The following is a 12055-nucleotide window of genomic DNA, read 5'->3' as shown; positions in this document are numbered from 1 at the left end:
AAGACGTAAAGGAGGTAAGATATGACGGAAAAAGAAAAAGCGGCGGCCGGCTATCTGTACGATGCCAACTATGACCAAGAGATTATCGAATCCCGCACGGTCTGTATGGATATGTGCTACGAGTATAACCAGCTGCGTCCCTCACAGGTAGAAGAGCAAAAAAAGATCATCAAGAAAATCCTGGGAAGAACAACAGACCGTTTCTGCATCGTAGCTCCATTCCACTGTGATTTGGGATATAATGTGGAGATTGGGGATAACTTTTACGCCAATTACAACTGCATCATTCTCGACGGGGCCAAGGTTATCTTTGGGGATAATGTGTTTATCGCTCCGAACTGCTGTTTCACCACGGCGGGCCACGCGCTGGATGTGGAGCAGAGAAACCGGGGACTGGAGATCGCTTATCCGATTACGGTGGGAAATAACGTATGGATCGGAGCCAATGTATCCGTTCTGCCGGGGGTGACCATCGGGGATAATACAATCATCGGCGCGGGAAGTGTAGTAACGAAAGATATTCCGTCCGGCGTAATCGCGGTGGGAAATCCATGCAGACCGGTACGCGAGATCACAGAGGCGGACAGAGATAAATATCCAAGATACGGGGACGGGGTTCAGCCGTTGAAAGAGTGGTGTCCCCACTGCCAGGCGATGCAGGACGTAGAGTTCAGCGAGACGGAGAACGTAGAGGAAACGGCGGACGGCGCTATTCGCAGAGTCATGACCAAAAGCTTCCAATGCGCTGTGTGCCACAGTTTCATAAAAAGCGAGGATAAAGAGATATCATAGATTCCGTAAATGGGAAAAGACGCGGTATTCCCAAGCTGATATAAATAAAAACAATATGTAATCAAGGAGGTTGTAAAGCATGAATATAGAATTTAACGAGAGCCTGATAACGGGAAACGAATTAATCGATACACAGCACCGGGAGCTGATTGAAAGGGTCAATAAGCTTACCGAGGATTGCGCTGCCGGAAAAGAGAAGAATTCCGCGATCCGGACGCTGGATTTCCTGATGGATTATGTGGATTTCCATTTTTCCGCGGAGGAAAAGCTCCAGGAGGAGAACAGCTATCCTCTTCTGGATGCGCATAAAAAGCAGCATGAACATTTCGCGGGGGCTGTGGATTCACTGCGTGAGATGCTGGAGGAAGAAGAAGGGCCAAGCGACGCTTTCGTAGCGGCGGTAAAGAAAAATGTCGTTGACTGGCTTCTGAACCACATCCAGGTCTGGGATAAACAGGTGGCGGAGTTCATAAGAAGCCTGTAATGATGAAGTTCTCTGCTAAGTGAAATTAAAAAGCCGGGTTCAGGAACCGAGCCTGTTCACCAGAAACACTTCATGTGTTCCCGGTGAATGGCTCTTGCCCGTCGGACGTGAAGTCCGCCGGTCATCCTGAACCCGGCTTTCCGATTTGAACCGTCTTTTCGATTTTACTAAGAGGATGCGCACCCGCCCTATGCGCACCCGGGCGATTGCGCTCCCCTGGGAAATGCAAAAAGCTTAATTTATGACCAGTACAAGGCTCTGTTCGGTGCGATTCAGAAAACGATCATACATGATCACCCGCAGCGTGTGGGAACCGGATGAAAAGCCGCTGATATCTAAGGTGATGGTATTGTCCTGTTCTGCGAGGGAGGAACTGTTGAAATAATCATCCACATAGAGCTCCAGTTTATAGGCATCCTGGTCCGTATGGCAGGAAAGCTCCAGCCTGCTGTCGTCCTGGCTTATAATTTCGGCAGAGAGTGCGGGCCCCTGATCGTCAGTGATCTGGACTCCGCCCAGTTCCGGTCTTTTGATCGTGAAGTATTTGCGCAGATCGTCTACAAAGGTCCCCTTTACCCTTATATTTTCCAGATAGCCCAGGCCCTTGTTTTCGCGGAAGAGGTTCAAATACCCCACACTTTGCGGATCCCAGCCGACACAGAGGGCGCAGATGTTATCTACGGCGACGGCGTCGCTGCCCCCGAGGATAACGCCCATGTTCATCTTGTCGGTTTCTTTTCTTTCCTGAGACATAGGAACGGGGCCGCTTTGGAATCCCTGCAGGCCGTCCACGATGACGTAATCGATGGGTTTTGCACAATAATAGTCATAGATCCATTGATCCAGCTCCCCGTCGACGATTTTGTGAGAAACCATTTTCACTTTGCTGGGATTGTCGGGGGCTGCGCCGTACAGATTCCCCGGCGGTGTACCCAGGCTTACATTTTTAATTCCGGCTGTGACTACCACGCCGGAAGAGGTCTTCAGACAGGGGATGCTGATCAGGACATCGGCTTCGTATAGGATCCGGTTGAAATAATAGGTCTGGTGCAGCAGGCCTTCCGGTAAATCAACCTTGATTACTTCAGGAGCGTCAAAGTCCTGCCATTCGCCGCAGTCTTCTTCCAGACTGATGAAATCATCCACGCCTTTTATATATTCCGGGGTATAGTGGTAGTATTCCATTACCTGGCTGGTAGGGCCGGAGGCGGAGCCCTCCATAATATATACTTTACCGTCCGGGTTTAACTCCCGGACCCGCTTCACGATGGCGTTGGCAACCCGCCAGTCTGTAGTAATTCCATTTACTTCCCGACCCAGCAAGTCCCCGGTGGAGTCTACTTTCATCTGCACCAGATTGGGTTTCAGTACTACGGTCTGCCCGTTGCGGACGATGGTATCCAGATCCGGGGTGACGGAGCGCACCATATCTTCGATCTCTTCAGCGGTGATCTCAGAAGCCAGTTCTTTGTTAGATTTGACAATGCATACTGTGGAACCGTCAAACGGCGCGTCCGCATTCGGTTCCGCAACGTTAGCATCCGCGGAACCGGATGCCGGTGCAGGGGAAACAGAAGGAACCGGAGTCTGGGGCGAGGGAGAGGAAGCGGCCTGGGATACATCTTTTATCCCTGAGGGGGCTTCGGGAATTCCGTTTCCTGTTTTTTGCCCGCATCCGCTGCATAAGAGGACTGAGAAAAGAAAGATGATACATATTTGCCTCCGGCCTGTCCGTTTGTTTTTCATTTTGTACTCCCTCCATGGTGTTATTCTGAACGACTAGCTGCTGTATTTACTAGGATACTGGTGATTTAGAATATTGGTGATTTAGGATATTGGTGATTTAGGATGCTGGTAACTTTAGGATACTGGTAACTTTAGGATTACTGGTTACTTACGATAATAGTATGTAGTGTAAAAGCCATTTTCATCAGTATAGCAGTAATAATTTTCCAATGCAATCGCAGAAAAAGAAGAGCAGAAAATCAGGAACAGAAAATCAGGGGCGCCGCACAGGTTTCTTACCCCAACGGGATGTGTATCCGCCCGGAGATGAAAAAGAGAATCCTGATTATGCAGCTAAGAATGTAATCAAGCTGGCAAAAGACCGAAAAACAGCAAAAGACCAAATAACAGCAAAAGACCAAATATTCTTGCAATCCGAATATCCCTATGATAATATACTAATATAAATTAAACAATGTTTAATTTATAAACAAACATAGAAGGGATAAAAAAATGATTACCATATTATCAGATAGAAGGGAACTGGATGAGTCCGTACCGCAGCTTCTGAAAAGCCGGAAGATACCATTTGCCTACTACAATGTAGAGGACTATCAGATTGAGGAATGTGCCGGATGCAACGGCTGCGTATACATAACGCCCGGCGCGTGTGTGCAAAGAGATGATACCGGACGGCTTTATCCGGCAATTTTAAACAGCGATACGGTACTGATTCTTACCGGGATCAGCTACGGGAGTTATTCATTTGCGGTAAAGCGGGTGTTGGATAAATTCGGCCTGGCCGGGTCGCGGTTCTATCGGGTGGACCACGGGAAATTGAAAAAAGGGGGCGGCTGGAGCAAAGCGCCGGATCTGAAACATTATTACGTAATCGGCTATCAGACGATACCGGATACCGGGCAGAGAGCGATATTCCTCCGGCTGGTAAATGAAATGTATCAGCTCACACAGCTGACCGGATGCGGCTATACAGCCGGAAGTGATTCCGAAATATTGAAGAAAGTGGAGGAATTATTATGAAGACGGCATGGATAAATTTAAGTCCCCGGAAAGCGGGCACAAGCGCGATGCTGGCCGAAATGACCGGCCGTATGCTAAGCCACCCCGGAACTGTTTATCATTACCCGGATCTTCTGCAGGCGGATGATGATGAGCGGGAGGAGTGGCTGAGCGGATATGATGTTCTTGTATTCTCAGGCCCCTGCTATATCATGACATATCCGGCAGATGCGCTGTTTGTGTTTGATCTGTTGAAAAGACATGCCTGTATGGCCGGTAAGAAGATATACGGGATCATCCAGGGGGGCATGCCGACGCTGCATACTCATGAACACGGCCTGGAAAGCCTGAAACTGTTTGCAGGCCAGTGTAACGCGCAATATATGGGAGGCTTTGTCATGGGGCTTGGCGCTATGTTAGACGGCCGGCCGCCGGAACACCTGCCAAACGGCAAAAAAGTGATAACACAGCTGGAGATATTTGCGGCCTGTGTGGAAAAAGGAATTTATGCAGATCCGAAGATCTACGAGGCGGCAGAGATCAAAATACCGGCACCGGTTTTAAAAGCGATGGCGTTTTCTATGAACCGTTCTATGATAAGGGATATGAAGCGGCGGGGGATCGATTACAAGGCAGAGAGTCCCTACAGGAGTATTTACCATGAAGATCAAAGATGAAAAGCAGATAGAGGCAAAGAAAAAACAAATTCTGGACATTGCGGAGACAATTATAACAGAGGAAGGGATAGAAAACCTTTCCGTTCGAAAAATAGCAGCCAGACTGAACCAGACACCGGGTATTTTATATCACTATTTCAAAGATAAGGAAGCGGTTCTGGCAGCCATTGTCGAAAGAGGGTATCAGGAGATCCTGGCGGTGATCCGCGAAACAGCTAAGGATACTGATCCGGCCGTCCGCCTGAGAAACGGCTTGACCGGTTACCTGCGGCTCATGATACAGAAACGGGATATTTTCCTGCTGCTGATGCAGAGCAAAGATACCGCCATACAAGAGAGGGTCAATATACTCTCCACGGGAACCGGCGATAAAAAAGAGAGCATCGGTTCCCTGTGCGCCACTTTGCGGGAAGGGGTGGAAAGCGGATGCTTCCGGGATGTAAAGATCGAGCTTCGGGCTCAGGTTATCTGGAGCGGGGCATACGGCCTGATCAGCAGAATCGTCACGGAACAGCCGTCCGGGGAACAGACGGAACATTTAATAGGGGAATATCTGGATATGGTATTGGATTCCCTGGCATCCGCATAGAATACTACAAATGGATATCAGGGAATGAGTTCAGAATGAAAGAAAAATCTTACGATCGGGAAGCCGCGGTAGAATATGCGCGGACCTGGGCATTTAAGAGAAATCCGGCCTACCTGGATTTTGAGAAGCTGGGAGGCGACTGCACCAACTATGCGTCCCAATGCCTCTATGCCGGATGTAAAACTATGAATCCTGCGAAAACTTTCGGATGGTACTACTATTCCGCCAATAATCGGACCCCATCCTGGACCGGCGTAAGATATCTCTACGATTTTCTTACAAAGAATAAAGGGGTGGGGCCTTATGCGTCCGAGACTGACAGGAACCGGGTGAATCCAGGGGATATCGTACAGTTGGGGAGGGCGGACGGCACCTTCTATCACAGCCCGGTCATCGTGGCGGTAACAGCTGAAGATATCTTTGTAGCCGCTCACAGCTATGACGCCTATATGCGGCCGCTGAGCAGCTACACATATGACAGAGCCCGGTTCCTACATATAGCCGGGGTGCGGACCTGGTAACGGCCGGAAAGTGGTTCTTCCTCGGGTTGGGGTATGCCCGCTGCGCAGGGCCCGAGTGCGCATCGGTATCCCGGGATGCTCCGGGCCCTGCGCAGCGGGCATACCCAAACCTGAGAAAGACCCGGAAAGCCTTCTTAAGCGCCGGACCGGTGTACTTAAACGGCATCTTCCCGGAATTCCGATAAGAATATGGCTTGGAATTTTGGGGATTACTAACAGATAACAGAGAGTATGGAGTTGTTAAAATGAAAAGAGAGAATGCGTTGATGGAAAAACGGGATAGCGATGAGGGAGACTGGGGACTGCTGCGGGATGAGATCAGAAGCTGCCGTTTATGCCGGGAGCGTTTTGGATTCGAGCCGAATCCTATCGTCTGGGGAAGTGCGGATTCTAAAATCATGCAGATCAGCCAGGCCCCAAGCAAAAGCGTGCATGAGACCGGGATTCCCTTCCATGATCTGAGCGGGCAGAAGTTAAGAAGAGAGTGGTATGAGATTACGGATGAAGAGTTTTACGATGTCCATAATTTTTATATCGTGTCCGTGGGGCACTGCTATCCCGGAAAAAACGCCTCGGGAGGCGACCGTATGCCTCCGGCCCTATGCGCCAAAACCTGGCTGGACCGGGAGGTGGGGCTGGTAAACAATGAAATTTACCTGTTAGTCGGAGGCGCGGCGGCTAAATTCTTTTTCCCGAACAGGGGATTTACCGGTCTGGTATTTGAGAATCTTACACTGAGGGGAAAACCGGCCTATGTTCTCCCACATCCCTCCCCGCTGAACATCAAATGGTTTCGTGACAATCCGGATTTCCTTAAGTACCGGATCAGGGAAATCCGCCGGGTCATTCATCAGGTCCTGAACCTGCCGCGGTAGCTCCTCCGCAGCCGCTCCCCCCGCCCCTCTGTCAAAAAGACAAAAGATTCTATACATTTACCGGTCGATGTTATACAATAAAACAGAGAAGAAAAAGGACGGGAGAGCGGCGGCATTGTCGGAATGCCGGACTAAGGAGGAAGTAATTTGAAGGATCAGGACAGGACAAATTTCAGGATAACTCCTGGTGGGATTTTTCAGTGTAAAAATGATCCTGGCTGGACCGTAATATATGCGAATGACGGATTGTTTCAGTTTCTGGAATACACAAGGGAGGAGTTCCGGGAGCTGTTTGACAATCAGCTGGCGTGCGTGATTTATCCGGAAGATCTGGAACCGCTGTGCAGAACCGCGAGTGAACAGCTAAAAAAGGGAAATGTGGTTGAAAATGAAAATCGGCTGGTCTGTAAAAGCGGTGAGGTAAAATGGATCTGGATCAGTTGTGAGTTCGTTACCCGGGAGGGTGAGGAGCCGTATTTTTATTGCATGTTTCATGACATTACCCGGCAGAAACAAGCCCAGTCCAGAATGGAAATCAGTGAAAGGCGCTATGATCTCATTCTGTCTATGACTCAGGACGTTATCTATGAATGGAACTATGAGACCCGGGAGATTTTTTATGCTCCTACTTTTGAAAAAAAGTTCGGGTATATCCCCCCGGCGGACAATTTTCCGTATAAGGTGCTGGAGATGGGGATTATCTATCCCGACGACGAAGAACTGTTCCGCAGCCATTTCCGGAAGATCGAGGACGGATTTCCGGAGGCGGTTGGCGAATACCGGATCAGGAAAGCGGATGAAAGTTTTATCTGGTGCAGGATTACGGCGTCTGCGATAAGAGATGAAAATGAGAAGCTGCAAAAGGTGATCGGGATGATCTCCGATATCGACGAGCAGAAGCGGAAAGTTTTCTTCGCGCAGGAACAGGCCATGCGGGATACTCTGACCGGCTTATATAACCGGGGAGCCACGGAGAGCCTGATCAATGATTATCTGAATGATTATGACGGGCTGGCGGCGTTCCTGGTGATAGACGTGGATAATTTTAAAGGCGTCAATGATACTCTGGGACATGTGTACGGAGACGCCGTGCTGGGCGATATGGGTTATCACCTGAAGAAAATGTCCAGATCCGGTGATATCATCGGCCGGGTAGGCGGGGATGAATTTGTGGTATTCCTGACCAAGATTCCCGATGAGGAGACTGCGCTTCATGTGGCGCGGCGGATCGGGAGGATCTTTCACCGGTCTATCGGGGAGGCCCATATCCAGTATGAGATAACGGGAAGTATCGGGATCGCGTTTTATCCGAAGGACGGGCAGGATTACCTAAGCCTGTTTTCCAGGGCCGATACGGCTATGTACTATGCCAAACACAGCGGAAAAAACCAGCTGTCCGTTTACAATGAACAAAAGGCCCTGGAGCTTCCGATACACAGGAAAGAGGAACCGGATGAGGAGAGGCCGGGGATTCAGAAGAATTTCCGCGATAATATCATCGAGTATGTATTCCGTATTTTCTATGAAAATGAGGACGTGGATAAAGGTCTGCCGGTGCTGCTGGATCTGATCGGCAAAATTTTCGATGAGAGCCGGCTGTACATTCTGGAAATCACAGACGGCCCGGGTATGGCGCGGAATACGTTCGAGTGGTGCAATACCGGGATACCATCTATGAAAGACGAACAGGATGTGTTTGAATATGTGCAGAGGCCGATGGAGTTCGATCAGAATCAGATATATTCCTGTGAGGATGTGGAGATTTTACCGGAAGGTGAGTTTAAAGACTGGCTGGTCAGACGGGGAGTGGTGTCGACGCTGATCTGCAGGCTGATTGAGAACCACCGCGTGGTGGCAGTGATCGGATTCGAGGACTGCCGGAAGAAGAGACGGGCTTCTCTGGAAGAGAAGGATGCGCTGTCACTGATTTCACAGACGATCAGCCTGTTTCTGATGCGGGCCAGACGGCAGGAGGAGATCCGAAGGCAGCAGACATTTTCCGAACGGCTTCTCAAGAGGGTGACCACCTGCATCTACAGTATAGATCCGGAAACCTATAAACTGGAATTTATATAATTATTCCTCTAACTTTCCCCATTTTATAGGCTTTCCCGCCTGTCCATTAGTGAAATGATATGTAGTTTCCCTTATTTTTGCCCTTATGAGATAATCACAAGGGAAATAAGGGAAATTTTTTAGTCATTGCCCACCACTTTATCAAGAAGCCGAACCGATTTTCGTTTCGCATCTCTTGTGGAGTGAGCATAGACGTTCATTGTGGTACTGACATCTGAGTGTCCCAACAGTTCCTGCACATCTTTTGGGGCAGCTCCATTTGCTAAAAGGTTGCTTGTATAGGTGTGACGTAACTGGTGGAAATGAAAGCCTTCAAATCCCTCTAATGTTTTTGCCACTTTTCTGCAAACAGTCCCCAAAGTAGTTGGAAGTTCCAGACAACCATCTGGTCTTAAACAGACGAAAGAAATTTCTTTATAATCTGCTGGGACTTCCTCTGTTCTGTCTAAGCAATAATATTCGTAGTACACTCTGTTTTTCTCTTTGACCTCTTTGTAGTAGTTCGTGTGATAAAGTTCTCCGTACTGCATTCGATTTTTTAACTGCTCTTTCCGGGCATTGCGGAAAATCTCTACCAGCGTATCTCCAAAATCAACAATCCTCACTTTTTTCCGCTTGGTTGGTCCGATGATATATTTGCGCTTTGAGCCATCATATCGGATGCTGCGTCTTATGGTAAGGCATTGTTCTTCCAGATTTACGTCCTGCCATGCCAAACCACAGGCTTCTCCAATACGAAGCCCTGCATAATAGGCTATCTGGATTGGAAGTATTGCGGCTGGGTTCTTTTTTTGAAGATACGCAAGCAGTCTTTCATAATCTTCTCGTGAAATTGGTTGGATATTTCCGTCCATGTCCTCATCCGAAAACAAATCAACTTCGTCCGTCTGATACCGCAGTTTAATATACTGCATGGGATTGAACGTAATATACTGTTTTGGAAATACTGCAAAGCGGAAGGACTGCTGCATGACTGCGGAAAAAGAATGGATGTAATCTTTGCTGTAACCCTTTCTCTCTTTTCCATCGGGATGAACTCCCCCAAAGGAAAGCAAATCAAAGAAGGATTGCAAATGCTCAGAGGTTACATTTTTTAATTTCCGTTCTGCCAATGGGTGTTTCTTAATATTTCGGATTGTTCCGAGGTAATTCTCCACCGTACCATTGCTGAGCGTACCTGTTTTTAATTCCTCCTCTGCCCACACATCCAGAAGTTGTCCGACTGTGAGATTTTCCGCTTTGGCAACAAATTTCTTTTTCTCATAATCATCCATTGCCTGACGGAGCAGCTTTTCAGTTTCACTTTTGCTTTCTGTTCCAACGCATTCTTTCTGGACAAGATTGCCGCTTGCGTCCTCTACATAGAAGCGGTAGTACCATTTCTTTCCTTTTTTTCTTACAGATCCTTTTGCCATAATCGTATGTCTCCTTTCGATATTAGACAATCGGAACTGATGAAATGCTTCGTGCGTGTAAGTATATCATAACTCCGGTTGTCTTACTATACCGATTCGGAATCTTCGTATAAGACTTCTGATAAAAGATTTGCAAGCCTTTGTTCTGCTGTTTTTGGTTTCTTGGAATAGAGCCTTACAACGTCTGCCATCTCATTAAGAGCATTGATGGTAGGAGTGATTTCCCTTAAGAACATAATCTCATTATATTCCTCATTCGATTCAAACCCTATTGTTTTGGCAATATCCGTCTGACCAGCATTTCCCTTGAAGTTTTTGCAGGCGAACTGAAAGGAATCCAAAAACAGACCATATTGTTTTAACATCAGCAGTAATAAATCTTTTGAAAAAGCATCTTCTTCTTTTGTAAGGGCAAGTGGTAACTGTTCCAGAATATCTCCCATCGCATCACGAATCTGTAACTCTCTCTTATCCGTAATGTCGGTTTCATATTCATCTGTTTCCCCTTTGAGCCATTCCACAGATACATGAAGTGCTTCCGAAAGACCTTCCAGCACCATTTTTTTCGTATTGTCAATCGAACCATTCTCATAACGCAGGATTGTAGAAGCGGTAACTCCCATCTTCTCTGCGACATAAGGCTGTGTCAGATTCAATTCCAGACGGCGCTGTTTTATTCTGCTGCCTATCAACTTGCGTAGTTCTTTATCTTTCATGCTGACTGCCTCCTTTTTCGGTATGTATGAATTATAGCATTGTTTCTCTATAATTGCAATATGCAATGCAGAGATTATTTTTAATATTTCGTAACGCTTGACAAAAAGATGTAAAAAAGATATACTTACATCACAATAATTGCATAATGCAATTTATAAGGAGGTGATTATATGACGCAAAGAAAAATTGCATTATCCATCGAAGAAGCTGCCGACTATACGGGAATCGGCAGAAACACCTTAAGACAGCTTGTCGAATGGAAGAAACTTCCAGTATTAAAGGTTGGTCGCAAAGTCCTGATTAAAACCGATATTCTGGAAATGTTTATGGAAGCGAATGAAGGTCGTGATTTGAGGGATAGAGGAAATGTAAAAGCCGTAACAAGAACTGCGGCAAATTAAAAAGGCGGCTTCCGAAGAAACCGCCAAAGGTTCTATCAGACCGAAGCCATGATATACCTACACGCAAGAAGATTATACCATGTGCTTCTTCTGATACGCAACCGAGAACTTATGTTTGCAAAAGAAAGGGGAATGTAATAATGGCAAAATCGACAAAAAGTTATGAAGAACGAATGCTTGAAATGGAAAAGAAGGAACAGGAAAGCCTTGAAAAAGCAAAACGATATGCAGCACAGAAGAAAGAACTTCTAAAACGAAAGAAAGCCGAAGAAAGTAAAAAACGAACCCATAGGCTCTGTCAGGTTGGCGGTGCGGTGGAATCCGTTCTTGGTGCGCCTATTGAGGAGGAAGATATCCCAAAGCTGATTGGTTTTCTGAAAAAGCAGGAAGCCAATGGGAAATTTTTCTCAAAGGCAATGCAGAAAGAAACAAATACCGATATGGAGGAAGTGTAATGGCGGAGGGGATGAGTTTTTCATTCCCTTCATTGCTTTTTCATGAAGGGCGCACTTATGGACAACCAGAGGTCGTCCCAATAAGTTTGCCACAAGTGGCAACCGGTCTGCGCTCACGCTTGCCGGGCTCGTTCCGTCGGCGGGGCTTTCAGCCAGACCTGCTCATGCCGCAGGAGGCACTCTTCGCCAGAGGGGCACATTCCATGCAGGCTGCTATGCGCAGGGCACCCTTACGCAGAGGGCGTTCCGGCAATACTGCTTTTTCTAAAACTGAAAGCAATGTTGCCGGAAATCTATGCCGGATGTGC

Annotated in this window: 13 protein-coding genes and 1 pseudogene; 11 read left to right on the top strand and 3 right to left on the bottom strand. The window is 47.5% G+C overall.

What is annotated here, in order from left to right; genetic code table 11:
- Window positions 1-21: 21 nt before the first annotated feature.
- Window positions 22-552, top strand: a pseudogene (locus tag KTH89_RS06100) (sugar O-acetyltransferase); the annotation flags it as partial.
- A gap of 319 nt (window positions 553-871) precedes the next feature.
- Window positions 872-1276: a bacteriohemerythrin gene (locus KTH89_RS06095; protein ID WP_158341917.1), complete on the top strand. Its 405-nt coding sequence runs from the start codon at window positions 872-874 to the stop codon at window positions 1274-1276.
- 234 nt (window positions 1277-1510) lie between these two features.
- Here KTH89_RS06095 and KTH89_RS06090 read toward each other — a convergent pair whose 3' ends face one another.
- The gene (locus tag KTH89_RS06090; RefSeq protein WP_238721052.1) at window positions 1511-3022 is read right to left on the bottom strand and encodes a DUF362 domain-containing protein; all 1512 of its coding nucleotides are present in this window, start codon (window positions 3020-3022) and stop codon (window positions 1511-1513) included.
- A gap of 209 nt (window positions 3023-3231) precedes the next feature.
- Between KTH89_RS06090 and KTH89_RS06085 the strand changes: the two genes are divergently transcribed.
- From KTH89_RS06085 to KTH89_RS06055, 7 genes are all read left to right on the top strand, one after another.
- Window positions 3232-3468 carry a hypothetical protein gene (locus KTH89_RS06085; RefSeq protein ID WP_238721051.1) on the top strand — a complete coding sequence of 79 codons (237 nt, stop codon included), beginning with the start codon at window positions 3232-3234 and terminating at the stop codon, window positions 3466-3468.
- 46 nt (window positions 3469-3514) lie between these two features.
- On the top strand, window positions 3515-4042 hold the full coding sequence (locus KTH89_RS06080; RefSeq protein ID WP_238721050.1) for a hypothetical protein: 528 nt from the start codon (window positions 3515-3517) through the stop codon (window positions 4040-4042).
- Window positions 4039-4698, top strand: coding sequence for a hypothetical protein (locus KTH89_RS06075; protein WP_238721049.1), 660 nt, complete (start codon window positions 4039-4041; stop codon window positions 4696-4698). The genes KTH89_RS06080 and KTH89_RS06075 overlap by 4 nt, the downstream gene beginning before the upstream one ends.
- Entirely contained in the window at window positions 4682-5287 is a 606-nt protein-coding gene (locus KTH89_RS06070) for a TetR/AcrR family transcriptional regulator (RefSeq protein WP_238721048.1), read from the top strand. Before KTH89_RS06075 ends, KTH89_RS06070 begins: the two co-directional genes overlap by 17 nt.
- Window positions 5288-5322: 35 nt before the next feature.
- Window positions 5323-5808 carry an amidase domain-containing protein gene (locus tag KTH89_RS06065; protein WP_238721047.1) on the top strand — a complete coding sequence of 162 codons (486 nt, stop codon included), beginning with the start codon at window positions 5323-5325 and terminating at the stop codon, window positions 5806-5808.
- A gap of 245 nt (window positions 5809-6053) precedes the next feature.
- Complete coding sequence (locus KTH89_RS06060) at window positions 6054-6683, top strand: uracil-DNA glycosylase family protein (protein ID WP_238721046.1); 630 nt, start codon at window positions 6054-6056, stop codon at window positions 6681-6683.
- 147 nt (window positions 6684-6830) lie between these two features.
- A complete protein-coding gene (locus tag KTH89_RS06055) occupies window positions 6831-8759 on the top strand; it encodes a sensor domain-containing diguanylate cyclase (RefSeq protein ID WP_238721045.1) in 1929 nt (642 codons plus the stop codon).
- 119 nt (window positions 8760-8878) lie between these two features.
- Here the strand turns inward: KTH89_RS06055 and KTH89_RS06050 are convergent, their stop codons facing one another.
- Both KTH89_RS06050 and KTH89_RS06045 read right to left on the bottom strand, forming a co-directional pair.
- Complete coding sequence (locus KTH89_RS06050; RefSeq protein ID WP_008400148.1) at window positions 8879-10174, bottom strand: tyrosine-type recombinase/integrase; 1296 nt, start codon at window positions 10172-10174, stop codon at window positions 8879-8881.
- 86 nt (window positions 10175-10260) lie between these two features.
- Complete coding sequence (locus KTH89_RS06045) at window positions 10261-10890, bottom strand: helix-turn-helix domain-containing protein (RefSeq protein ID WP_118280429.1); 630 nt, start codon at window positions 10888-10890, stop codon at window positions 10261-10263.
- 171 nt (window positions 10891-11061) lie between these two features.
- Between KTH89_RS06045 and KTH89_RS06040 the strand changes: the two genes are divergently transcribed.
- Window positions 11062-11292 (top strand): helix-turn-helix domain-containing protein, encoded by a 231-nt coding sequence (locus tag KTH89_RS06040; protein ID WP_004843519.1) that lies wholly within the window; start codon window positions 11062-11064, stop codon window positions 11290-11292.
- Window positions 11293-11432: 140 nt separating this feature from the next.
- A complete protein-coding gene (locus KTH89_RS06035; protein ID WP_006859028.1) occupies window positions 11433-11747 on the top strand; it encodes a hypothetical protein in 315 nt (104 codons plus the stop codon).
- Window positions 11748-12055: the final 308 nt, after the last annotated feature.

Source organism: Diplocloster agilis (assembly GCF_019042275.1).
GTDB lineage: Bacteria > Bacillota > Clostridia > Lachnospirales > Lachnospiraceae > Diplocloster > Diplocloster agilis.
The sequence above is the reverse complement of the archived record's forward strand: the minus strand, read 5'-3'. Positions and strand labels throughout refer to the sequence as shown.